We start from the raw sequence: 23265 nt of genomic DNA, 5'->3' as shown, positions 1-23265 counted from the left end.
GCGAGTACCGTGGCAAGCAACTGGAATGCGAACAGCTGGCGAGGCGCAGAAGCAAAGCACCTGCCCACCTACCCCGATGCGGCGAAGCTCGCTGCGGTCGAGGAAACGCTGACCCGGTTTCCCCCGCTGGTCTTCGCGGGAGAGGCGCGCGCGCTGAAGGCTGATCTTGCGCAAGTCGCTGCCGGCAAGGGTTTTCTGCTCCAGGGCGGCGACTGCGCCGAAAGCTTTGCCGAGTTCCACCCGAACAACATCCGCGACACCTTCCGCGTGCTGCTGCAGATGGCGGTGGTGCTGACTTTCGCCGGCAAGCAGCCGGTGGTGAAGGTGGGCCGCATGGCCGGCCAGTTCGCCAAGCCGCGCTCCTCGCCGGTCGAAAGCATCGGCGGTGTCGAGCTGCCGAGCTATCTGGGCGATAACATCAACGGCATCGAGTTCACGCCCGAGAGCCGCATCCCCGATCCAGACCGCATGCTGCGCGCCTATTCGCAGGCCGCCGCCACCCTCAATCTGCTGCGTGCGTTCTCCACCGGCGGCTATGCCAATCTGCGGCAGGTCCACCAGTGGACGCTCGACCATATCGGCAAGAGCCCGTGGGCGTCCAAGTTCAGCGAAATGGCCGACAAGATTGGCGAAGCGCTCGATTTCATGGAGGCCTGCGGGGTCAACCCCAGCACCGTGCCGCAGCTGCAGGGCACCACGTTCTACACCAGCCACGAAGCGCTGCTCCTGCAATACGAGCAGGCGATGACGCGGCAGGATTCGCTCACCGGCCAGTGGTATGACACCAGTGCGCACATGTTGTGGATCGGTGATCGCACACGCTTCGAAGGCTCGGCGCATGTCGAGTTCCTGCGCGGCGTGGGCAATCCCATCGGCATGAAGTGCGGGCCGAGCCTGACGCCGGATGCGCTGCTGCGCATGCTCGATACGCTGAACCCGGGCCGCGAGCCGGGCCGCATGACGCTCATCAGCCGCTTCGGGCATGACAAGGTCGAGGCCGGGCTCCCCGCGCTTGTCCGCGCCGTGGCGCGCGAAGGGCACCCGGTGGTGTGGTCGTGCGATCCGATGCACGGCAACGTGATCAAGGCGGACAACGGCTACAAGACGCGCCCGTTCGATCGCATCCTCAGCGAAGTGAAGGGCTTCTTCGCCGTCCACCGCGCAGAGGGCACGCATGCCGGCGGTATCCACATCGAGATGACCGGGCAGGACGTCACCGAATGCACCGGCGGTGCGATCGCGATCACGCAGGAGGGGCTGGCGGATCGCTACCACACCCACTGCGATCCGCGCCTCAATGCGGCGCAGTCGATCGAGCTCGCGTTCCTGCTGGCCGATGCGCTCAACGCCGAACGCGCCGAACGCAAGGCCGAAGCGGCCTGACCGGTTATCGCTAAAGCGGCGGCAGCGGAGGCCTGAAATCCCCCTGCCGCCACGGCGCATTTGCCATTTCCTCGGCATCGGGCACGGCAAAGCGCACATAGCCGAAGAAGGTCGCGATGGTCCGCTGGGCCGCGTCGATGATCGCGCGCCGTCCATGCAGGAAGCGGGTGTTGTCGAGCACCAGCACGTCGCCGGCCTGCCAGCGCACTTCGGCGGTCAGCGCCTCGCCGGTTGCCTGGATTGCCTGTAGCCAGTCCTCCGGCACCGGGGTCAGATCATCAAGCAGCGGGAAGTTGCCGCGCCCGTTGTTGAACCGCGCGAAGAGCAGGAAATTCCCGAAAGCCGGGCCTTCGGCGAACATCGGGCGGTGCAGCGCAGGCCTTGAAAACTCGCGCGCGATGCGGCCATCGGGCATGCGGAAGAAGCGATAGGGCAGGGGGCGCGGCGGATTTGCCAGCTCGGCATCGCCGGGTGCTTCGGTGCCGAACCAGAAGCGTAGCAATGCGGGCCAGACGCCCATCACGTGCACGAGCCGTCGGCCTTCCAGCCCTGCGCGCACATGCGCCGGCAGCGCAGCGGCCAGCGCGATGCCGTCGCACAGCGTCGTCTCTCCCCCGGTGCCCGGCGGGCTGAGGCAGCCGAACAGCGCGGCATCGGGTTTCCACGGCTCCCGCGCGAGTTCCGGGTGGAGCGCGAAAGCATTCGTCCCGCCATCGACGCCCTGGATGGCCTGCGCCGCATCGAGCACCGCGCGGCCCGGCGTTTCGTTGATCACGGCAGTGGCGCAAAGGCTGCGAGCAAAGCGGCGGAAAGCATCGAGATCGGCCCCGAAGCCGCGCAGCAGCAGCGCACCATGCGCCTTGTAGACGGCCTCTACTTGCGCCGGATCAGTCGCGCCGAGCGTCTCCGAGCCGGTCGGCGTCAGCACCGCATAGGGGCGTCCGGGCGCGGGGGGATCGATCTGGGCCATGGCTCTTGCGGCCTAACCCACCCCCGGCCCCTCCCGCAAGCGGGAGGGGAGTGCGGCTCCAGACAATTCCCGCTATGCTCGCGCAATGCCGCTGACACCTGCCGTAATTGCCGCCTCGCCCGATCACTTTCTCCATTCCTTCGAAGGAGCGGACGCGGTGATCGTGCCGATGGACAGGGCGGCCTATGCACGCTCGATCTTTCTCGATGCGCGGATTTCTCCGGCGCGAGACGGCGCGGCACGCGTCGGCGCGGCAAAGCTGGCCGAGGCAGCGCCCCCACCGCGCACCACCGCGTGGATCTTTCATGTCGCACACTGCGGCTCCACCCTGCTGGCGCGCGCGCTGGAGGCGATCTCGCCCGGCCTCGTGCTGCGTGAACCGATGGCGCTGCGCCAGCTGGCCTTTGCGCCTGATGCGGCGCGGCTGGGGCTGGTGCTTGCCATGCTTTCCCGGCGTTATGGCGGGGACGAGCCGACGCTGATCAAGGCGAACGTCCCGGTCAATGCGCTGCTGCCAGCCATTGCCGCCGCCGATCCGGCTGCGCCCGCAGTCTTGCTCTACCTCGGCCTTGATGACTATGCGCTCGCGGTCCTGCGCAGTCCGCAGCATCGCGGCTGGGTGCGCGATATCGCGGCGCGGTTTGCCGGCGTGGCGCCAGGGGCGAACGATGCGGAGTGCCTCGCCGCGCTCTGGCTGTGGCAGATGCGCGCCTTTGCCGCCACGCTCGCCGCGCTGCCGCAGGCCTGCACGCTCGATGCCGAACGGTTCTATGCGGATCCCGCCTCGACGCTGGCGGCGCTGGCTCCCCGGCTTGGCAGGGAGGCAGAACCGGCGCGGATTGCCGAAGTGGCGGGCGGGGCGCGGTTCAGCACGTATTCTAAGCGGCCCGGGCTCGCGTTCAGCAATGCGGCGCGGCTTGAACGGCGCGCGACCTTGCTGCGCGAACTCGCGGGCGAACTGGCGCAAGTCCGCATGGCGGCCCAGCGCGCCGCGCCCGATCTGGCCGATCTTGAAGCACGTATGGGTGCCGCGGAGGTCTGACGAAACAAGTCGTCCTGCCAGTTTGGATCCCGTCCGGGCTTGAGCCTCCCGCGCACTCAGCCTAGCCTCCCGCTTCGATTCAGGTACGCGGGGGCGTCATGAAAAAGGTATTGGGTGACGGCAGGTTGAGGCTGCGTGCGGCACGCGCGCTGTTCGCCATAACGGCGGCACTCGCGCCTGTTGCGGCATTGGCTGCCGATCCCCCCGCTGCTGCCGCACCTGCTCCCACACCTTCAGCCGCGCCAGCCACCGCAATGGCTCCGGCTGGCCCATCGGAGAAGATTCCGACCGCGATCCTTTCGGCGCTTCCGTTCCTTTCCTCCCCGCGCCTTTCGCCGGATGGCAAGCGGATCGCGGCCTATGTCACGATGAAAGGGCAGAAGCTGCTGGGCTTCTTCACGCCCGAGACCGGTGAGACGAAGCTCCTCAATCCTGGTGCCTCGCTCGATTTCAACTGGTTCCGCTGGGCCGGCAATGGCCGGGTGCTGTTCAGCGTGGGCAAGACGGTCGACTGGGAAGGCGATGATGCCTGGCAGACGCGGCTGGTCGTCTACGATGTCGCGACAAGTGAACAGCGCTTTATCGGCGGCAAGACCGAAGGCCTGATCGGCGATGACGTGCTCTGGGTCGATCCCGAAGGCAAGTCGATCCTCCTCGCCTTCCAGCAGACCATTTACGACTACCCGAGCGTTTCCACGATCGATCTCGCCACGAACAAGGCAAAGCAGGTCGTGGCCCCGCGTGACGGGCTGTGGGACTGGTACGCCGATGACAAGGGCGTGGTGCGCGCGGGCTTCGTCTTCGGCGACAGTAGCTGGAAGATGATCTACCGCGCCAAGGACGGCGAGGGCTTCCGCACCGTGGTGCGCGCCGGCAACGATGACGACGAGGCCGGGTTCGATGCGTTCCGCATCTACCAGGGCAGCGACGATGGCTACCGGATCATGCTCAACGAGGCGACCGGCCGCTACGCGCTGTGGCGCTTCAATTTCGCCACCCGCAAGCGTGGTGAAATAGTGTTCGAGGCGCCGGGCGTCGATATCGACGATTTCGATACGCAGTACGATGGTGCCAATCTCTATGCCGCGTGGTTCACCGATGATCGCCCGCGCGCGCACTGGTTCGATGCCGAACTTGCCAAAGTGCAGGACGCTATCGACCAGGCCGTGACCGGCGCGGTGGGCGACCGCATGGCGACGATTGTCAGCTATTCGCGGGACCGCGCGCGCATGCTCGTGCATATCGGCGGGTCCAACGATCCGGGCCGCTATTATGTGTTCGATCAGGCCGCCGGGATCATGCAGCTCTTCGCGCAGGCCAACGAGAAGCTGAAGCCTTCGCAGCTCAGCCCGACGCGCTACACGTCCTACAAGACGCGCGACGGGCTCGCTGTTCCAGCCTACCTCACCCTGCCGAAAGGCCGCGAGGCGAAGAACCTTCCGCTGGTCATCCTGCCGCACGGTGGGCCTTATGATGTGCGCGATGATGGCACCTTCGATGTCGATGTGCAGTTCCTCGCCAACCGGGGGTATGCGGTGCTGCAGCCCGAATTTCGCGGCTCGGGCGGCTATGGCAAGGCGTTCTACGAAAAGGGCGAGGGCCAGTGGGGCCGCGCCATGCAGGACGATCTCGACGACGGGATGGACTGGCTGGCAAAGCAGGGCACGATCGATCCCAAGCGGGTGTGCATCGTCGGCAGTTCCTACGGCGGCTACGCAGCGCTGTGGGGTGCGGTGCGCAATCCGGAGCGCTATCGCTGCGCGGCCAGCTTTGCGGGGATTTCCGACCTCAAACGGCAGCTCAAGTACCAGATCACGTTCAAGATCTCGAAGCGGTACCGCAAGGATTGGCGCAAGACGGTGCAGGGTGACGAAACGTTCGACCTCACCACCGTCTCGCCGCTCTATGCGATCGACAAGCTCAAGGTGCCGCTGCTGATCGTGCACGGCGACGCGGACCAGCGCGTGCCCTACAAACAATCGAAGCTCTACGCGGATGCGCTGGCTAAGGCGGGCAAATCCTATGAGTTCGTCACGATGAAGGGGGAGGGCCACGGGTTCTCGAGCGATGCCAACCAGCAGCTCTGGCTCGATAAGCTCGAAGCCTTCCTCGCGAAGTACAACCCGGCGTCCTGAGCACTCGCCAAGTCGGTGCGGATGGGGCAGGATGCCGTGCATGATCCGCGTTCTTCTCGCCGCCGCAATCGGCCTCGTCGCCACCGCCCCTGCCGCCACACCTGTCCATGCCGAAACGCTCTATGTCCGGGCCGGGCACCTCGTTGATCCGGAAGCCGGTGCGGTGCTGGGCGCGCGGCTGCTGCGAGTGGAGGATGGCCGCGTGGCTGCGGTGCTGCCCGATGGCCCCGCACCGAACGGCGCGAAGGTGGTTGATTGGTCGGCGTTCACCGTCCTGCCGGGCCTCATAGATTGTCACGTCCACCTTGCCGATACCGGGCAGACCGCCAACGTGGCGGAACCGCTGCTCCATTCGCCGATGGAGATCGCCTATATCGGCGCGCGCAATGCCCGCACCACGCTGATGGCGGGCTTCACCACGGTGCACGATGTCGGGTCTTTCCGCGCCTTCGCCGATGTCGAACTGCGCGAAGCGATCAATCGCGGCGATGTGATCGGGCCGCGCATGCAGGCTGTCGGTGCCTATGTCACCGTGCCCGGCGGCGGCGGGGAAGTGACCGGCTTCTCGCCCGAGGTGCGCATTCCGGAGGATATGCGGGCCGGCGTAATCACCGATGCGGCGGACGCGCGGGCCAAGGTCAACTACCTCTTCCAGCACGGCGCTGACTCGATCAAGCTCATCGCCACCGGCGCGGTGCTGGCGAGCGGCACCGAGGCGGGCCAGCAGGAGCTGACCGAGGACGAGATGCGCGCAGCGGTCGAAGTTGCCGCCGCACGCAAGTCGTGGGTTACTGCCCATGCCCACGGCGCGGCCGGGATCAAGGCCGCGATCCGCGCCGGGGTGCGCGCGATCGAACACGCCAGCCTGATCGATGATGAAGGCATCGCGCTCGCCAAGGCCAAGGGTGTCTGGCTCGACATGGATATCTACAACGGCGACTACATCGCCGATGTCGGGCGCAAGGAGCACTGGCCAGAGAACTACCTGCGCAAGAACGACGAGACGACCGAGGCGCAGCGCCTGGCCTTCCGCAAGGCGGTGAAGGCTGGCGTGAAGCTCTCGTTCGGCACCGACGCCGGGGTCTATCCGCACGGCGAGAACGCGCGCCAGTTTGCCTATATGGTGCGCTACGGGATGACGCCGATGCAGGCGATCCAGTCTGCCACCACCAGCGCGGCGGAGCTGATGGGGTGGAGCAAGGACGTCGGCGCGCTTTCGGCCGGGCATTTTGCCGACATGATCGCGGTGCCGCGCGATCCCACCGCCGATATCACCGTGCTGGCCCGCGTCGCCCATGTGATGAAGGGCGGCGAGGTGGTGCGCTGAGCACTTTTGCTGGGGGCGCGCCCACTCGCTTTGCCGTATCCTCTGCTCCGATGAAGATGGAGGGGAAGCCAGATGCATGACGTGATCATCCGCGGCGGCAAGATCGTCGATGGCTCGGGCGGCGCGCCGTTCATCGGTGACCTTGCGTTCAAGGACGGTGTGATCACCGAAATCGGCGCAACGATCTCCGGCACGGCGGCGCGCGAGATCGATGCCGAGGGCCATATCGTCACGCCCGGCTGGGTGGACATCCACACGCACTATGATGGCCAGGTCAGCTGGGATGATGAGCTTGCGCCCTCCTCGCACAATGGCGTGACGACGGTGGTGATGGGCAACTGCGGCGTGGGCTTCGCACCGGTGCGCCCTGGGCAGGTGAAGGAACTGATCGAGCTCATGGAGGGGGTGGAGGACATCCCCGGCACCGCGCTCTACGAAGGGATCGAGTGGGGCCGCTGGGAGAGCTTCCCCGAATACATGGACTACATCGCCTCGCGCCAATACGCGATCGACGTGGGCGCGCAGATCGCGCATGGCGCAGTGCGCTACTACGCGATGGGTGAGCGCGGGCGGACCAACGAGGATGCGACGCCGGACGAAATCGAACGGATGGCCGATCTCGTCGAGGAAGCGGTGGCGGCGGGCGCAGTGGGCTTTTCCACTTCGCGCACCATCGGCCACCGCGCGCTGTGGGGCGAGCCGGTGCCGGGGACTTTCGCGCCGGAGGAAGAACTGCTCGCCATTGCCCGCCGCTTCAAGAAGCTCGGCAAGGGGGTGATCGAGGCGATCCCGGCGGGCACGGTCGGCAAGCTGGAAGCGCTCGGCGGGGAACGCAGTGAGCCGCTGGCGGAGCTTGAGCTGTTCCGCCTCATCTCGGAGGAAAGCGGGCGGCCGCTGACCTTCACGCTGGTGGAAATCCGCGAATATGCGCCCGACCTGTGGCGGCAGATGTTGGACCGCTGCCGCGAAGCCAACGAAGGCGGCGCGCATCTGTTTCCGCAGGTGCCCTCGCGGATCATCGGGTTCATCCACGGTCTCAGCAGCTATCACGCCTTCATGCGCCGGCCGACCTACCTCGAGAAGCTCGCGCATTTGCCGCTGGCCGAACGGGTGCAAGCGATGCGTGATCCGACCATCAAGGAGCAGATCCTTTCGGAGCGCGATGTGCCGCATGAGGCGCCGGGTTCGATGCAGAACGTCTACGGCCTGTTCCGCCGGGGCGCTGCGAGCCTCTATCCGCTGACCGAGCCGATCAATCTGGAGGCCGAAAAGTCCGCCTCGATCGGCGCGAGGGCGAAGGCCGAAGGGCGCGATGCGTTGGAGTATCTCTACGATGCGATGCTCGAGGACGAGGGCCGCAGCTTTCAGGCACTGACGCGGGACAACCAGCCCAAGAGCCTTGCGGTGCTGGAGGAAATGCTGCGCCATCCGGATACGGTGACCGGGCTCAGCGATGCGGGCGCGCATGTCACGCTGATCTGCGATGCGACGATGCCGACGACCCAGCTCAGCTACTGGACGCGAGACCGCAAGTGTGGCCCGGTGCTGCCGCTGGAATTCCTCGTCCACAAGCAGACCGCCCGCAATGCCGCGCTCTATGGCTTCAAGGATCGCGGGCTGCTGCAGCCGGGCAAGCGCGCGGACATCAACGTGATCGACTACGCGGGGTTGACCGTTTCCCCCCACGTGGCCCACCACGATCTGCCGGCGGGGGGCACGCGGCTGATGCAGCCGGTGAAGGGCTACCGCGCGACGTTCTGCAACGGCGTGATGATCCGCGAGAACGATGCCGATACCGGCGCGCGGCCGGGGCGGCTGGTGCGCAGCTAGGCAGTCTTGGCGCGGGACAAGTTGACACGGTTGACACTGTCCTGAGCAGAAACTTTCAACCCCGGGGCAGTGCTTCCGTTTTGCTGCTTCGGGGCAGGAATGGCTGATTCGCGGGGCATTCGGGGATCATGCCGCAAGGCGATGGCTGTAGGACAGCGCTTTATAAATAACAGACGCGTCTGTTATTTATAAAGCGCGCTATCGTGTGCTTATCAGCCTTGAAGCGGTTCGATATCCTGACACACGAAATCGGTATTTCTGTATTGGCCGTTGCCGGTGTAGGATTCGATCCTGAAAATCCCCTGCCGCAGATCGAACAGATATCGCCCCAGATCGCCTGCACCATACCGCAGGATGCGTCCGTCATTATCGAGCGCGAGATGGCCGTTCGGAAATAGTCTATGGGCCTGGCTGGTCGTTGGCCGCGCATAAGGGCCGAATCCGCCGGTATCCTGATCCTGATAATCGTAGACGGCGATCACTGTGGCATCGCTTCCCCGCTCAATGCGGAAGGTCATGTTGTGGCCGACATTGCAGACGCTTTTCCCGCAATTGGCATAGTCTTCCCCGCCGCTGTGGCATCCCCACCACAAGGTATCGGCCGAGGCAGGAGATGCACTCAGCGCAAGCGCGATCAGACTGCAGCAGGCGATTTTCATTCTGATAACCTCGACAAGAAACAACAGTTGGGCGAGTGTAATGGCCGTCTGCGCACGCTCGCAAGGGTTATGGATAACAATTGCATCCAAATTGGCTCGTTATACGTCTCGCCATTTTATGATTTTGATTTCTTTGTTTAGATATGTCTCGCAAGACAGAATCAGAATCTATTTGATGGCGGCATTGCCATTTGTACAATTGGCCAGAACTACCCTGCTCAAATCGCTTCTCTCAGGGGCGGCGGAGCATTCGTGGCATCTGTTCTCGCTGGGTGACAGACGCGGTGTGAATTGAATTCTCGGGGGTTATCTCCGGTGGCGGAGCGCACTTTCATATGTCCACTTAAGTCTATTATACTTAACATTTCCTTAAGTAATGATAGTAACTTTGGATTTGTCGTAGATCATCCGGCATGGAACTATATTGCAATTGACACCTGAAGGGATTTCATGATCATCAAGTGAGCAATTGAATTGGGAGGGGGTGTCATGTTTCCGCAAAGTTTCCCAAATGAATACTCCTGGCTCAAGGATGTCGGCGTGTTGCCGAGGGTTCTGCAGGAAGCCATTCCGCTATACGGCACTGCCGAAGTGATCGGGACCGGGAGCAGCAAGACTATTCTTTCATGGCGTGACACGCTGAATCAGAATGGGGTCAAGATTTCCGGCTATTCGGATGACGGCGTGCCCTGGTGCGGGCTTTTCGCCGCCTACGTTGCCTTCAAGGCTGGCAAGGCCGTGGTCGATGATCCGCTCTGGGCGCTCAACTGGGCCAAGTTCGGTGATCCGGTCGCGCGGCGCGGCAATGATGGCAAACTTTCCGGCGTGGATGGGCGCAAGCCGTCGCTGGGCGACGTGCTGGCCTACAAGCGGCCGGGCGGCGGGCATGTGAACTTCTACATCGGCGAGACGGCCACCCACTTTGTCGGGCTGGGCGGAAATCAGGGCGATCAGGTCAACATCAAGGCCATTCCGAAGGCGCAATGCGTTGCGGTGCGGCGGCCGCTGATGACCAGCCCGCCTGCATCGATGAAGCCGATCCAGCTTGCCAGATCCGGTGAGATCGCGGGCAACCTCGCCTGACAGGAACTGGAGCGGTTTGCTCGCGCAGCGGAGCGGGTCATGTCTGCCATTCCAGGCCGTAAACTCATGAACCGCGTAATCGAGGCGACCAAACGGCTTCCATCTCGGCCAAACCGGCCCTTGCAAAGGCAACCAGCCTTCGCGGCGGGCCGCTTCGGCCGATATGTTCGCCATTTGGGCGCCTCGAACGCGCCCTGATTGAGTTTGGACCCTAGGCTGGGATTGAGATTACGCGGGCTGCGGCGATCTGGCCCGAGATCCCGACAGCGAGGGCCATGACGGGTTTTGTGTGCTTTGCAGGCGCTGGCCGGGTGGATACTTGAAGTGCTGCGTTCGATTCCGCACAGCAAATATCGGTCGGGATGCGAGTTAACGATCCAATTGTAACCCAAAACTATTTGGGAGAATCTGCATTCATCGTGATAGGTATTAGTCCCGTAGCCGATTCGAAGCTCTGCATGCAGGAGGTTTTATGGCATTCTGGAGCGACTTGGGCAGCTTTAGCGGCGTAACCACCATGGATCTCGATCTGGATGGCGCGCTTGGCAACGCTCAGAATCGGCAAAGTGCTCACCGCGGGAAGCAACAGATGATTGCTGTGACGAACGGCAATCAGACAAGAATTTATACAAAGAACGAGGCGCCTGCTGGCGGGATTCGAAGTGAGGCGACGGTCTATTGGCTGCCATGGTCTGGTGAGCCCGGCAAAGGCGCGATCACCGAAGCAACCTGGGAAGCGATCGAGAAAAGTGAAGCGCAGTATATTCTCACTTCCAAGTTTACGGGCTGCCGCCTTGTTGTCGATGATATCGGGGTAAGCCACGTTGCTTACGGTGCAGGCAATGCCGTTCCTGCAGCCACCACTTCGGCTGATCGCGATCGCGCCGAGGGCGCTTCAAGGTTGGCAAGAGGACATCGTCGAACCATGTCCTTTTCGGCGGGGGCAGCGGTCGTTTATGATATAAATGGCTATGCGATTGCCATTGGATATCGGGATGCAAGTCATAGATGGAAATTTCGTGTCTATCGCGTTGATGGTCTTGGGGCAAAGAGATGGGACTTGTTCTGACAACCGATGAGAGTTGTCAGCAAAACCAAGCGCAATGATGACGTGTTGAAGTTTCAACTGCTGGCGAAGGCTGCAACCCGCTTGTCCTCGCGACTGTAAGGCGCACGCCTCCTTCTCGCATTCCGAGCCGGGCCGCGCGTACCTCAGCCCGCCTTGGCGCCCTTCACCAAGTGCACCGCGCCGACGATGACGCTGCCGAGCGCGAGCCCGATGAGGCCGCAGATGGCGACGTCTGCCAGCCAGGCGGCAGCGCCTTCGTGCAGGCCGACCCATTCGGCAGGGTGGGCGCCAGCGGAATGGACGATGATCTGGCCGCCGACCCAGAGCATGGCGGCCGTGCCGATGGTGGCGAGCGCGGTGAGGACCTTGGGCATGGCCTGCACCAGCGCGCGGCCCAGCGCGCGGGTTACCCCGTATCTGCGCTTGGCGAGATTGAGGCCGATATCGTCCATCTTCACGATCAGGCCCACGACCCCGTAGACCATGGCGGTGATCGCGATGGCCACGACCACCAGCGCAGCGGCGCGCAAGGGCAGTCCCTCGGCAGCGACTTCATTGAGCGCGATGACCATGATCTCGCCCGAAAGGATGAAATCGGTGCGGATCGCGCCCTTGACCATGGTTTCCTCATGGCCGGGCTCGACGAGTTCCTCGGCCTCGGCGGCGAGGTCTTCCTTGTGGGTGAGCGCGTGGATCACCTTTTCCGCGCCTTCGAAGCAAAGGAACGCGCCGCCCGCCATCAGGATGGGGGTGATCGCCCAGGGCAGCAGCACCGAGAGCGCGAGGATGACCGGGGTGATGATGGCCAGCTTGTTGAACAGCGATCCACGCGCGATGCGCCAGATGATCGGCAGTTCGCGGTCTGCGGTGAAGCCGGTGACATAGCGCGGGGTGACGGCGGTATCATCGACCACCACGCCGGCGGACTTGACCGCCGCTTTGCCCGCCGCCGCGCCGACATCATCGAGCGAGGCGGCGGCGATCTTTGCGATGGTGGCGATGTCGTCGAGAAGGGCTGCTAGTCCGCCGGGCATGGAATTTCCTGTTGGTGCTCGGCGGCAGGGTAGCGGGCGGGCGGGGGCAAGGGCAAGCGGTGGATGCTACCCCGCGCGCATGAAAGCGACGACCCGATCGCGCCATACGCGGTAGCCGGCCTGGCTGGGGTGCAAGCTGTCGTTGAACAGTTCGCGGCGCTGGGCGCCGGCTTCGTCCACGAAGCCGGGGTAGAGATCGAGGTAGCGCATGTTGGTGCCCTGCCGCGCCATGGCCGCCAGCGCCGCATTGACCGGCTGGACGAGATCGCGGTTCTTGGCCGGATCGTCGGTGGGGAGCAGCGATTGCACCACGATCTGGGCTGACGGTTTGCGCTCGCGGATCCGGGCCACAGTTGCGGTGACGCCGCGCACGATGCTCTCCACCGCAGGCTTTTCGGCATCGAACGAATTGTTGATCCCAAGCAGCAGGAACACCCGGTCGGGCTGCAGATCGGCGCGGTCGAGCCAGCCTTCACCGCCGGCGGACGCGGGCTGGAGGCGGTGGAGCACATGCTCGATCCGATCACCCGAGACGCCGAGATTGAGCGCGGTCCAGGCAGGGTTGGCACCGCCAAAGGTCTCATCCCACACCGCGCGCCCGCAGAACTTGCCGGGGAACCAGGGGTTGGCATCGAGATGCCAGAAATCGGTGATGGAATCGCCGACGAAGACGAGGCGGATGGGCCTCAGGCTTTCGGGCGCGGCGACTTGGCGGGCGATATCGGCGGCGCGGACCTGCCAGTAATCGACCCGTGCTGCGGGGGTTTCGGAGACGAAGCGCTGCGGGCCTTGCGCAAGGGCGCCGCCGGCAAGCGAGAGCGCAAGGCTGGCTGCGATGCCAGCGGTCAGGATGGAACGGCGGTTCATCGGGCGGCTCTCCGGTGGTTTTGCGCAGCCTAGCTTACTGCCCGGCCTGCGCAATGCGATAGCGGCGGCCTTGCCATCGGGCGTGGCAGCGGTTTCTATGGGGGCCATGATCGACACTCCGCGCCTCACACGGCGGTCCGCACTGGCGCTGGGCGCCGCTTCCGCTGCCATTCTGGCGGAGGCGCGGGCGGCGCCGGTGCCTGCGGGGCCGATCACGGCGCTGCCCGCACACCGGCTGGCGGCGATGATCGCGGGGCGGGAGGTGTCGTCCGCCGAAGTGACCGGGGCTTTTCTGGACCGGATCGAACGGCTCAATCCCGCGGTGAACGCCATTATAGGCATGCCGGAGCGCGCCGGGCTGATGGCGCAGGCAGCGGCGGCGGATGCGGCGGTGAAGGCGGGCGGGCCGCTCGGCGCGCTGCACGGGCTGCCGCATGCGGTGAAGGATCTGTCAGCTGTGGCGGGGCTGCCCTGGACCATGGGTTCGCCGATCTTCCGCGATCAGGTGGCGAAGGCCGATGGGCTGATGGTGGAGCGGCTGCGGCGGGCGGGCGTGGTCTTTATCGGCAAGACCAATTCGCCCGAGTTCGGGCTTGGCAGCCATACCTACAATCCGGTGTGGGGGACGACGCGAAATCCCTGGGACCTGACGCGGTCCGCAGGCGGGAGCACCGGGGGCGGGGCGGTGGCGCTGGCGCTCGATCTGGTCCCGCTGGCCGATGGCAGCGACTATGGCGGATCGCTCCGCAATCCGGCGGGGTGGAACAGCGTGTTCGGCTTGCGGCCAAGCCTTGGGCGCGTGCCGGGGGATGGGCCGGATGACTGGCTGACCTCGATGGGGGTGGCCGGGCCGATGGCGCGGTCAGTGGCCGATCTGGCGCTGCTGCTTTCGGTGCAGGCGGGATACGATGCGCGCAAGCCGATGATGCTGGAGGGCAGCGGCGAGGTCTTCCGCAGCGTGCAGGGCGAGGGGATGAAGGGCAAGCGCATCGGCTGGGCGGGCGATCTGGGCGGCGCGGTGCCCTATGAGCCGGGGGTGCTGGAGACTTGCCGCAAGGCGCTCGCGCGGTTCGAGGCGATGGGCGCGGTGGTGGAGGATGCCGTGCCCGATTTCCCGGTGGAGCAGGCGTGGCAGGCCTTCGTGAAATTGCGGCACTGGCAGCAGGGCGGCAATCTGCTGGCACTCTATCGCGATCCGGCGAAGCGCGCGCTGCTGAAGGAGGCGGCGGTGTGGGAAGTGGAGGGGGGCCTTGCGCTATCGGCCTTCGATGTGAACGCGTGGAGCACGGTGCGCAGCGGGTGGAGCCGGGCGGTGCACAAGCTGTTTCAGCGCCATGATTACTGGGTCATGCCGACTTCGCAGCTGTTCCCGTTTCCGGCGGACTGGGTTTACCCCAAGGCCATCGCCGGGCAGGAGATGCGGACCTATCACGAGTGGATGAAGGCGACCTGCCTCGTGACGCTTTCGGGCTGCCCGGTGGTGGCGGTGCCGGCGGGATTCGGCCCTCAGGGCTTGCCAATGGGCCTCCAGATCGTCGCGCCGGTGCATGAGGATGCGGCGTGTCTGGCGGCAGCGGCGGCGTGGGAGGCGGTAAGCGGCGACATCCTCTCGCGGAGGCCGCCGCTCGCCTGAGGGTGCCTAGATCCTCAGCTGACTGCCGAGTTCGACCACGCGGTTGGTGGGGAGCTTGAAGAAGTCCATCGCGCTTTCGGAAACCTTGAGCATCCACGCGAAGAGGCGTTCGCGCCACAGCGCCATGCCGGGGACTGCGCAGGATGCGATGAGCTTCTGGCGGCTGAGGAAATAGCTGGTGTGGAGCGGCTCGAAGGCAAGGTCGGTGCCGGTGCAGGCATCGGCAAGGTCGCGCGGGATGTCCGGATCTTCCATGAAGCCATAGTGGAGGATGGCCCGGTAGAAGCCGTGGCCTTCGGCATGGAATTCCGCGCGGCGGGCGGAATTGACCTGCGGCACGTCTTCCACCTGCACGGTGAGCAGCACGACGCGTTCGTGAAGCACCTGATTGTGCTTGAGGTTGTGGAGGAGAGCAGCGGGCAGCGCTTCGGGCGAGGCGGAGAGGAACACCGCGGTGCCGCGCACGCGGTGGACCGTGGTGGCGACCGACTGGATGAAGACGGCGAGGGGCAGGCTGTCCTCCAGCATGCTGGCGCGCATCAGGCGGCGGCCGGTCGACCAGGTGGTGAGCACGGTGAAGATGATCAGGCCGACGAGGAGCGGGAACCACGCGCCCTCGAACAGCTTGGCGAGGCCCGAGGCGAGCAGCACCGAATCGACCGCGACGAACGTGACAAAGCCCAGCACGCCCTGCCAGCGCGGGGTGTGCCAGATGCGGAAGACGACGACATATTGCATCAAGGTGGTGATCAGCATGGTGCCGACCACGGCGAGTCCATAGGCGGGCAGCATCGCGGCGGAGGCCTGGAAGCCGATGACGAGCACGGCGACCATGAACGCGAGCGCCCAGTTGATCGCGGGCACATAGATCTGGCCCTGCGCGTGCGAGGACGTGTGGAGGATGCGCAGACGCGGCAGGAAGCCGAGCTGGACGGCCTGCTGGGTGACCGAGAACGCGCCCGAGATGACCGCCTGGCTGGCGATGATCGTGGCGAGCGTGGCGATCACCAGCAGCGGGATGGTGAGCGAGGGCGGGACCATGTGGAAGAACGGATTGTCGATGAATTCGGGGTGCTGGATGAGCATCGCGGCCTGCCCCATGTAGTTGATCATGAGCGCCGGCACGCAGATCACGAGCCATGCCGTGGTGATCGGGATGCGGCCGAAATGGCCCATGTCCGCATAGAGCGCCTCGGTGCCGGTGATCGCGTAGACGATCGCGCCCAGCGAGAGGAACGAGAACAGGGGGTGGGCCTGAAAGTAGCTGACCATGTAGAGCGGATTGAGCGCAGTGAGCACGGCAGGGTGCTGGGCGATATGGTAGCCGCCCATCGCCGCGATCACCGCGAAGTAGATCAGCATAATGGGGCCGAACAGGCGGCCGACGTTCTCGGTACCGCGCCGCTGGATGGCAAAGAGGCCGGTGAGGATGGCCAGCGCGATCCACACGATCCACGGCTTGAACGCAGAACTGACGACGCCGAGACCCTCGACCGCGGAGATGACCGAGATGGCGGGCGTGAGCATGGCATCAGCGAAGAACAACGCGGTGGCGAACAGCGCGCCGGTGAGCAGCCAGCGCTTGGGCGCCTTTTCGCCCAGTTGGCGGTGGATCAGCGCATAGAGCGCAAGGCTGCCGCCTTCGCCCTTGTTGTCGCAGCGCATGACGATGAAGACATACTTGATCGTGACGACGAAGACGAAGAGCCAGAAGATCAGGCTGACGATTCCGTAAAGATCGGTGATCGATGTGGTCAGCCGGTAGCGCGGATCGAGCGTGGCCTGCAGCGCATAGAGCGGGCTGGTCCCGATATCGCCGAACACCACGCCGAGCGCACCGAGGGTGAGCGCGGCGCGGCTGGTGCCTCGGGGTGGATTTTCGGAGTCGGATGAGGCCATCTGGACGGCCGGTTCTGGCTGTGTCATGCCGCTGCAAATGCGCCCGAGGGGCATTAAGTTTCCATGTGGATTACTGGCGAGCAGCAAGACCGGGGCACGACTTTGCGGCAAGCAGCGCGTAGTATGGCGCAATGAGCCCGCTGGCCACCCAACTCGTTGCCGCGCCGCGCCCGGGTCCCCGCCTGTCCTTGCTGGGGCTGGGTGTGCTGCTCGCGATGTTCGTGCTTGTCACGGGCATCGGGCTTGCCATGGTGGCGTACTGGGGGCGGGCACCGGTAGTGCTGCTCTACCTTCCGCCGGTGCTTGCAGCGGCCGCCTTTGCCGGGCGCTGGCAGGCCCTGATGGCGGCGGTGGCGGCGACGCTGGCCTACAATTTCTTCTTCACTGCGCCGACCTACACCCTGCTGATCCACGATCCGGGCGATCTGCTGACGGTGGCCATGCTGCTGATGGTGGGGCTGGTGACTAGCCATCTGGTGACCTCGCTGCGGGTGCAGGGCGAGCTGGCGGCTTTCCACGCGAGCCGCAACGCCACGATTGCCGGGTTCGCGCGGCGGCTGCTTTCCTGCGCCGACGAGGCCGCGATTGCCGCAGTGACGGCGGGCGAACTGGCGCGGATCCTCGATTGCCATGTCTGTGTGGTGGCGGGGCGGCCAGAGGCGCGACTGCTGGCGGGAGCGGACCGGCTGACCGAAGCAGACCTCGCCGTGGCCGAGCAGGCCTTGGGTAGCGGCGCGCCGACCGGTCGGCACATTGCCGGTGGCAGCCTGACCGACTGGCAGTTCCATCCGGTCCGTGCGGCGGACGATACCTTGGCCGCAGCGGGCCTTGCGCGCAGCGATGGCATGCCGCCGGTGGAAGGGGAGGCGCTATCGCTGCTGGGGAACCTGCTCGATCAGGTGGCGCTGGCGCTGGAGCGAGCGCGATTGGAAAGCGTGGGGCGCGAGAATGTGGCGCTGCGCGAACGCGATGACTTGCGCTCGGCGCTGCTCGGTTCGATCGGGAGCGATATCCGGCCGCGCCTGCACGGGATCGCTGCCGGCCTGCGCAAGCTGCAGCGTGCGGGCGAGGCGGATAGCGAGGTGCTGCACGAGATTGCGGGAGAGACCGCACGGCTCACCGGCTTCATCGACAATCTGGCCGATCTCGATCTGGCGCAGAATCCGGACCCGGTGGTTGTTGGCGAGGTTGCCATCGATCTCTACCGGCGGACAGTGACGCTGGGCGGCGAGGTGGTGCATCTGACACCCAAGGAATTCGCGGTCCTGGCCGAGCTGGCGCGCAATGCCGGGCGTGTGCTGACGCACCGCTATCTGCTGCGCGCGGTGTGGGGGCCGGCACATGAAGACCATGTCGATTACCTGCGCGTCGCGGTCAGCGCGCTGCGCAGGAAGCTGGGCGATCAGGTGATCCTCAACGAGCCGGCGGTGGGCTATCGCCTTGCCGTTCAGTCCGCCCAGTAGAGCCGCATCGGGTTGTCGATGAGGAGTTTGCGCTGCAATTCCTCGGTCGGCGCGATGCGCGGGATCATGTCGACGAGGTGGCCGTCGTCCGGGATCTCGGTATCCATGTTGGGATGCGGCCAATCGGTGCCCCATAGGCAGCGGTCGGGATAGTCTGCCACGAGCGGGGCGACTGCATGTGCGAAGGCATCCCACGGATCGCCCGCGCCGCCTTCCTTGATGGCGTCCAAACGGTCCGGGCAGGTGGCCTTGAACCAGATATCCTCGCGGCTGTTCAGAAAGGCGCGGAAGGCCTTCATGTCTGCGCCAGCAGGCCCTTGGCGCACATCGGGGCGGCCCATGTGGTCGATGACCAGGGGGGCGCGGATCGCATCCATGAAGGGGCGCAGTTCCTCGAGGATATCGGCCTCGAAATAGATCACCACGTGCCAGCCTGCGGGCAGGCGCCGGGCGACTTCGAGGAACTTGTCCTTCGGAGCATCATCGACGAGGCGCTTGAGGAAATTGAAGCGGATGCCGCGAATGCCGCCTGCGTGGAGGGCGTGAAGCTCGACCTCCGAGATGGCGGGATCGACGACGGCGACGCCTCTTGCGCGGCCATTGGACTTCGCGATGGCATCGAGCGTGGCGGCGTTGTCCGTGCCGTGGCAGCTGGCCTGGACGATCACGTTCCTCTCGAATCCGAGGTGGTCGCGCAGGGCGAACAGCATGTCTGGCCCGGCGTCTTCGGGGAGGTACTTGGCCTTGGCGCTGAAGGGGAACTGGGCCATCGGACCGAACACGTGGCAATGCGCATCGACTGCGCCGGGGGGCGGGGTGTAGCGCGGCTTGCTCGGGCTTGCGTGCCAGCTGGTGATGCGGTTGGTCATTGTATTCCTTCCGTCGCGCTGTGGTCCTTCGACAGGCTCAGGACGAGCGGATGTTGTTCTGGTTTTGCTTCAACCCCGCTCATGCTGAGCTTGTCGAAGCATGCTTGCGCGACATCAGCCGTAAACAATTCCATCCATCAGTTTGCGCGCCGTGCGCAGGAGGGCGGCGGTGCGGACGGCACCGGTCTCATCGGTTTCGAGGACGCAGCTCATTTCGCCGGTGGGGTGCTCAACCGAGAGGAGCTTGCGCGCGCCATCGGAGATTTGCGCCACTTCGGCGGCGGGGGAGCCGGGGATAAGGCACGCCGTCGCCACGCTGACCGCGCCGAGGACGCCGATGGTGGCGTGGGCGCGGTGCGGGATGAAGCTGCGCACGGTGATCGCGCCGCCGTGCCGGGGCGGGGCGACGAGCATCATCTTGGGGACGGACTTGGCGGTGACGTCGCCGAGGTTCATCATGGGGCCGACGATGAGGCGGATGGCTTCGATTTTCGCCTTGAGGTCTGCGGCGTTGTCGAGCCAGTCGCGGTCTTCGTAGCCGGTGATCCCGACATCTTCCGCCTTCATCACGACGCAGGGCATGCCGTTGTCGATGAGGGTGACGGGCACGCCATTGATCACGTCGACCGCGTTGCCAGTCGGGAGGAGCGCGCCGCAGGAGGAACCGGCGGTATCGCGGAATTCGAGCGGGACCGGTGCGTGGCTGCCGGGGACGCCGTCGATTTTGGCGTCGCCGTTGTAGGTGACCTGCCCGCCGGGGGTGCAGACCGTGGCGACGGCGACTTGCCCGGTGTTTTCCATGTAGATCGCAACGCGGGTTTCATCGCCGGTGGCCGCTACGAGGCCGCGTTCGATGGCAAAGGGGCCGATCCCGGCGAGGATATTGCCGCAGTTTTGCGCATCGGTGACGATGGCTTTGTCGACGAAGACCTGCAGGAACAGGTAATCGACGTCGATGCCTTCGCGGGTGGATTTCGAGGCGACCGCAACCTTGCTGGTGAGCGGATCGGCGCCGCCCATGCCGTCGATCTGGACGGGGTCGGGGCTGCCCATCATTGCGAGGAGGAAGGCGTCGCGGGTCGCGGTGTCTTGCGGCAGGTCTTCCTTCAGGAAGTAGCCGCCCTTCGAAGTGCCGCCGCGCATCCACATGCAGCGTATGCCCTCAGACATACTTGAGGCCTTCCCTTTCAAGGCGTTCGCGCATCTTGTACATGTCTAGGCCGAGGATACCGGCAGCGAGCTTTTCGCGCTTTTCGCCCTCGTTGGCTTCGCGGGCCTGCGCGGCTTTGAGGACGGCTTCGGCATTGGCGCGGGGGACGATGCAGACGCCGTCGTCATCCGCCACGATGACATCGCCGGGGTTCACGAACTGGCTCGCACAGACGACGGGGACGTTGACGCTGCCGAGCGTGTTCTTGACCGTGCCCTGCGCATAGATCGCCTTGGACCAGACGGGGAAGTTCATTTCGGTGAGATCCCGCACATCGCGCACGCCCGCATCGATGACAAGGCCGCGGCAGCCGCGTGCGATGGCCGAGGTGGCGAGGAGATCGCCGAAGTAACCATCTTCGCAAGGGCTGGTGGGGGCGAGCAGCATGATATCGCCGGCCTGAAGCTGCTCGATGGCGACATGGACCATCCAGTTGTCACCCGGGGGCGAACTGATCGTGACGGCGCTGCCCGCGATGCGCGCGCCGCGATAGATGGGCCGCATGTAGCTGGCGAGGAGGCCGGTGCGGCCCTGCGCTTCGTGGACGGTGGCGACACCGCAGGCGGCGAGGCCGTCGATCACCGCCGGATCGGCGCGTTCGATGTGCTGGACGACGATACCGGACATGCGCTGGCTCCCGCTGAAATGGTTCGGGCTTCCTTCGGCCCGGTCCGCGCGCGGGGCCAATGCAATGTTTGGCGCGGGGCATAAGGAAATGCTAAGGGAGTGTGGTGACTGAACCAGCCTACAATATCCGGCACTATGCCGCCTTTGCCGCGACAGTCCGGCATGGCAGCGTGACGCGCGCGGCGCGGGCGGTGAACCTGACACAGCCGGCGCTCACGCAGGCCATCGCGCGGCTGGAGGCGGAGCTGGGCTGCGCGTTGTTCGAGCGCGGTTCGGGCGGGATGACGCCGACGGAGCCGGCGCGGCTGCTGGCGCCGCGCGCGGAAGCGGCGATTGCGCAGATCGGCTCGCCAAGGGTGACGGGGACGCAAGTGCGGGCATTTCTGGCCCTGGCGCGCAGCGGTTCCTATGCCGGGGCGGCGGAGGCGACGGGGCTTTCGGCGGCATCGCTGCACCGCGCGGTGGCCGATCTGGCCGTGGCGCTGGGGCAGCGGCTGGTGGACAAGCGCGGGCGATCCATCTTGCTGACCCCGCAAGGTGAGCGGCGTGCGCGCGGGTTCGGTCTGGCGATGGCGGAGCTGCGCAGTGGCCTCGCTGAAGTGGCGGCGTGGCAGGGCAAGGCGGCGGGGCGGATCGTGGTGGGGGCGATGCCGCTCAGCCGCGCGCGCTGGCTACCGGAGACGATCCTGCGGTATCATGCGGCGCATCCGGGGGTGGGAATCGCGGTGGTGGAAGGAAGCCACGCGGAGCTGGCGGGGCCGCTGCGCGATGGCGAGATCGATCTGATGCTGGGCGCGCTGCGCGAGGCGGGTTTGCTGGAGGATCTGCAGCAGGAGCCGGTGTTTGAAGATCGCCCCCAACTGGTGATGCGCGCGGGCCATCCCTTGGTGGGCGAGGCGCAGCCGATGGGGCAGAGGTTGGCCGACTTCCCGTGGGTGCTGCCCGCGCGCGATACGCCGCTGCGCCAGTACTGGGAGGCGATGATGCGCAGCGCCGTGGCCGAGCCGCCGCCCGTTGAGATCGAGTGCGGATCGGTGTTGACGGTGCGACAATTGCTGCTGGGATCGGATGCGTTGACGCTGCTGAGTCCCGCGCAGTTGGCGGTGGAACTGGAGGCGGGGGTGCTGGCGACTTTGCCGACGCCCGCGCCGGTGCTGCGCCGGATCGGAATCACCACGCGAGAGGATTGGCGGCCCACCGCGCCGCAGGCAGCCTTCGTCGATCTGCTGCGTGCAGTCGCAGGTGGAGGTTTCGCATAATCTTATAGGCTCGCCAAGAATTGCATTTGTTTGGCCCGCCCGCGCGCCGCAGGAGGGCGCGCATGGAGAGCGCAATCGCCCTGATCGGCTTTGGTGAGGCCGGATCGACCTTTGCCGAGGCAGCGGGCTGGGAAGCCGGGGCTGCGGCCTACGACGTGCTGCCTGCGCGCCGCGCGGCGATGGAGGCGGCGGGCGTGCTGGTCTGCGCCACTGCGGAATGCGCGCTGGGCGATGCCGATATGGTGCTCTCGCTCGTCACGGCGGATGCGGCGCTTTCTGCTGCCAAGGACTATGCCGCGCTGCTGAAGCCGGGCGCGCTGTGGTGCGACATGAATTCGGTGGCGCCCGATACCAAGCGCGCGGCGGCGCGCGCGGTGGAAGCGGCAGGCGGGCGCTATGTGGATGTGGCGGTGCTGGCCCCGGTGAACCCCGCGCGGATGAATGTGCCGCTGCTGGTGGCGGGCGCGGCGGCGGACGAGGCTGCCGAAGCTCTGCGCGCGGTGGGTTTTGCCCATGTGCGTGTGGTGGGCAGCGAAGTGGGCCGGGCCAGCGCGATCAAGATGATCCGTTCGGTGATGGTCAAGGGGATCGAGGCGCTGACGGCGGAGATGATGCTGGCGGCGGACGCGGCGGGTGTGACCGACGAAGTGCTTGCTTCGCTTGATGCGAGCGAAAAGGCGCAGGGCTGGGCTACGCGCGCGGCCTATAATCTGGAGCGTATGACGACGCATGGGGCGCGGCGTGCGGCCGAGATGGAAGAGAGCGCCAAGACGCTGATCGGGCTCGGCGTGGAGCCGGTGATGACCAGCGGCACCGTGCGCCGCCAGCGTGAGATGGCGGCATCCCATTCCCATTCATATCCCCTCCCGTTCGTGTCGAGCGAAGTCGAGACACCAGACGCCGCGC

The 23265-nt window shown here is 65.6% G+C and carries 19 protein-coding genes; 11 read left to right on the top strand and 8 right to left on the bottom strand.

Annotated elements, in window-relative coordinates; all coding sequences use genetic code 11:
- The first annotated feature begins 9 nt into the window (after positions 1–9).
- Positions 10–1383, top strand: a complete 1374-nt coding sequence (locus ACODS2_RS22295; protein ID WP_298164831.1) for a class II 3-deoxy-7-phosphoheptulonate synthase — start codon at positions 10–12, stop codon at positions 1381–1383.
- A gap of 10 nt (positions 1384–1393) precedes the next feature.
- Here the strand turns inward: ACODS2_RS22295 and ACODS2_RS22290 are convergent, their stop codons facing one another.
- Positions 1394–2353 (bottom strand): TauD/TfdA family dioxygenase, encoded by a 960-nt coding sequence (locus ACODS2_RS22290; RefSeq protein WP_489000701.1) that lies wholly within the window; start codon positions 2351–2353, stop codon positions 1394–1396.
- 85 nt (positions 2354–2438) lie between these two features.
- Here ACODS2_RS22290 and ACODS2_RS22285 point away from each other — a divergent pair, with 85 nt between their 5' ends.
- From ACODS2_RS22285 to ACODS2_RS22270, 4 genes are all read left to right on the top strand, one after another.
- Positions 2439–3395 (top strand): hypothetical protein, encoded by a 957-nt coding sequence (locus ACODS2_RS22285; RefSeq protein ID WP_489000700.1) that lies wholly within the window; start codon positions 2439–2441, stop codon positions 3393–3395.
- Positions 3396–3493: 98 nt separating this feature from the next.
- The gene (locus ACODS2_RS22280) at positions 3494–5530 is read left to right on the top strand and encodes an alpha/beta hydrolase family protein (RefSeq protein ID WP_489000699.1); all 2037 of its coding nucleotides are present in this window, start codon (positions 3494–3496) and stop codon (positions 5528–5530) included.
- Between the two features lie 40 nt (positions 5531–5570).
- On the top strand, positions 5571–6857 hold the full coding sequence (locus tag ACODS2_RS22275; protein WP_489000698.1) for a Xaa-Pro dipeptidase: 1287 nt from the start codon (positions 5571–5573) through the stop codon (positions 6855–6857).
- A gap of 72 nt (positions 6858–6929) precedes the next feature.
- The gene (locus tag ACODS2_RS22270) at positions 6930–8687 is read left to right on the top strand and encodes an N-acyl-D-amino-acid deacylase family protein (RefSeq protein ID WP_489000697.1); all 1758 of its coding nucleotides are present in this window, start codon (positions 6930–6932) and stop codon (positions 8685–8687) included.
- A 212-nt stretch (positions 8688–8899) separates the two neighbouring features.
- Here the strand turns inward: ACODS2_RS22270 and ACODS2_RS22265 are convergent, their stop codons facing one another.
- A complete protein-coding gene (locus ACODS2_RS22265) occupies positions 8900–9436 on the bottom strand; it encodes a hypothetical protein (protein WP_489000696.1) in 537 nt (178 codons plus the stop codon).
- A gap of 450 nt (positions 9437–9886) precedes the next feature.
- Between ACODS2_RS22265 and ACODS2_RS22260 the strand changes: the two genes are divergently transcribed.
- Positions 9887–10429: a C40 family peptidase gene (locus ACODS2_RS22260; RefSeq protein ID WP_489000695.1), complete on the top strand. Its 543-nt coding sequence runs from the start codon at positions 9887–9889 to the stop codon at positions 10427–10429.
- A gap of 472 nt (positions 10430–10901) precedes the next feature.
- Positions 10902–11498: a hypothetical protein gene (locus tag ACODS2_RS22255; protein ID WP_489000694.1), complete on the top strand. Its 597-nt coding sequence runs from the start codon at positions 10902–10904 to the stop codon at positions 11496–11498.
- A gap of 143 nt (positions 11499–11641) precedes the next feature.
- Here ACODS2_RS22255 and ACODS2_RS22250 read toward each other — a convergent pair whose 3' ends face one another.
- Together ACODS2_RS22250 and ACODS2_RS22245 are read right to left on the bottom strand one after the other, a co-directional pair.
- Positions 11642–12532 carry a DUF808 domain-containing protein gene (locus tag ACODS2_RS22250; protein ID WP_489000693.1) on the bottom strand — a complete coding sequence of 297 codons (891 nt, stop codon included), beginning with the start codon at positions 12530–12532 and terminating at the stop codon, positions 11642–11644.
- A gap of 66 nt (positions 12533–12598) precedes the next feature.
- Positions 12599–13399, bottom strand: a complete 801-nt coding sequence (locus tag ACODS2_RS22245) for a GDSL-type esterase/lipase family protein (RefSeq protein ID WP_489000692.1) — start codon at positions 13397–13399, stop codon at positions 12599–12601.
- A gap of 106 nt (positions 13400–13505) precedes the next feature.
- Between ACODS2_RS22245 and ACODS2_RS22240 the strand changes: the two genes are divergently transcribed.
- On the top strand, positions 13506–15032 hold the full coding sequence (locus tag ACODS2_RS22240) for an amidase (RefSeq protein ID WP_489000691.1): 1527 nt from the start codon (positions 13506–13508) through the stop codon (positions 15030–15032).
- 6 nt (positions 15033–15038) lie between these two features.
- Here ACODS2_RS22240 and ACODS2_RS22235 read toward each other — a convergent pair whose 3' ends face one another.
- Positions 15039–16958: a potassium transporter Kup gene (locus ACODS2_RS22235; protein ID WP_489000690.1), complete on the bottom strand. Its 1920-nt coding sequence runs from the start codon at positions 16956–16958 to the stop codon at positions 15039–15041.
- A gap of 104 nt (positions 16959–17062) precedes the next feature.
- Between ACODS2_RS22235 and ACODS2_RS22230 the strand changes: the two genes are divergently transcribed.
- Positions 17063–18394, top strand: coding sequence for a DUF4118 domain-containing protein (locus ACODS2_RS22230; protein WP_489000689.1), 1332 nt, complete (start codon positions 17063–17065; stop codon positions 18392–18394).
- Here ACODS2_RS22230 and ACODS2_RS22225 read toward each other — a convergent pair.
- From ACODS2_RS22225 to ligK, 3 genes are all read right to left on the bottom strand, one after another.
- A complete protein-coding gene (locus ACODS2_RS22225; RefSeq protein ID WP_489000688.1) occupies positions 18379–19263 on the bottom strand; it encodes an amidohydrolase family protein in 885 nt (294 codons plus the stop codon). The two genes, ACODS2_RS22230 and ACODS2_RS22225, sit on opposite strands and share 16 nt — an antisense overlap.
- 114 nt (positions 19264–19377) lie before the next feature.
- Positions 19378–20433 (bottom strand): 4-oxalomesaconate tautomerase, encoded by a 1056-nt coding sequence (locus tag ACODS2_RS22220; RefSeq protein ID WP_489000687.1) that lies wholly within the window; start codon positions 20431–20433, stop codon positions 19378–19380.
- Positions 20426–21100 carry a 4-carboxy-4-hydroxy-2-oxoadipate aldolase/oxaloacetate decarboxylase gene (ligK, locus tag ACODS2_RS22215; RefSeq protein ID WP_489000686.1) on the bottom strand — a complete coding sequence of 225 codons (675 nt, stop codon included), beginning with the start codon at positions 21098–21100 and terminating at the stop codon, positions 20426–20428. The genes ACODS2_RS22220 and ligK overlap by 8 nt, the downstream gene beginning before the upstream one ends.
- A 104-nt stretch (positions 21101–21204) precedes the next feature.
- Here ligK and ligR point away from each other — a divergent pair, with 104 nt between their 5' ends.
- On the top strand, positions 21205–22359 hold the full coding sequence (gene ligR, locus ACODS2_RS22210; protein ID WP_489000685.1) for an aromatic metabolism transcription factor LigR: 1155 nt from the start codon (positions 21205–21207) through the stop codon (positions 22357–22359).
- 62 nt (positions 22360–22421) lie between these two features.
- The coding region (locus tag ACODS2_RS22205) for an NAD(P)-dependent oxidoreductase (RefSeq protein WP_489000684.1) at positions 22422–23265 on the top strand (844 nt) is incomplete at its 3' end.

This window comes from Novosphingobium sp. FG137 (assembly GCF_057809735.1).
The sequence above is the reverse complement of the archived record's forward strand: the minus strand, read 5'-3'. Positions and strand labels throughout refer to the sequence as shown.

Bases quoted from the DNA above. Each gene is read 5' to 3' on its own strand.
- ACODS2_RS22290 (WP_489000701.1), bottom strand. From the start codon at position 2,353: ATGGCCCAGATCGATCCCCCCGCGCCCGGACGCCCCTATGCGGTGCTG.
- ACODS2_RS22285 (WP_489000700.1), top strand. From the start codon at position 2,439: ATGCCGCTGACACCTGCCGTAATTGCCGCCTCGCCCGATCACTTTCTC.
- ACODS2_RS22280 (WP_489000699.1), top strand. From the start codon at position 3,494: ATGAAAAAGGTATTGGGTGACGGCAGGTTGAGGCTGCGTGCGGCACGC.
- ACODS2_RS22275 (WP_489000698.1), top strand. From the start codon at position 5,571: ATGATCCGCGTTCTTCTCGCCGCCGCAATCGGCCTCGTCGCCACCGCC.
- ACODS2_RS22270 (WP_489000697.1), top strand. From the start codon at position 6,930: ATGCATGACGTGATCATCCGCGGCGGCAAGATCGTCGATGGCTCGGGC.
- ACODS2_RS22255 (WP_489000694.1), top strand. From the start codon at position 10,902: ATGGCATTCTGGAGCGACTTGGGCAGCTTTAGCGGCGTAACCACCATG.
- ACODS2_RS22250 (WP_489000693.1), bottom strand. From the start codon at position 12,532: ATGCCCGGCGGACTAGCAGCCCTTCTCGACGACATCGCCACCATCGCA.
- ACODS2_RS22245 (WP_489000692.1), bottom strand. From the start codon at position 13,399: ATGAACCGCCGTTCCATCCTGACCGCTGGCATCGCAGCCAGCCTTGCG.
- ACODS2_RS22240 (WP_489000691.1), top strand. From the start codon at position 13,506: ATGATCGACACTCCGCGCCTCACACGGCGGTCCGCACTGGCGCTGGGC.
- ACODS2_RS22235 (WP_489000690.1), bottom strand. From the start codon at position 16,958: ATGACACAGCCAGAACCGGCCGTCCAGATGGCCTCATCCGACTCCGAA.
- ACODS2_RS22230 (WP_489000689.1), top strand. From the start codon at position 17,063: ATGAGCCCGCTGGCCACCCAACTCGTTGCCGCGCCGCGCCCGGGTCCC.
- ACODS2_RS22225 (WP_489000688.1), bottom strand. From the start codon at position 19,263: ATGACCAACCGCATCACCAGCTGGCACGCAAGCCCGAGCAAGCCGCGC.
- ACODS2_RS22220 (WP_489000687.1), bottom strand. From the start codon at position 20,433: ATGTCTGAGGGCATACGCTGCATGTGGATGCGCGGCGGCACTTCGAAG.
- ligK (WP_489000686.1), bottom strand. From the start codon at position 21,100: ATGTCCGGTATCGTCGTCCAGCACATCGAACGCGCCGATCCGGCGGTG.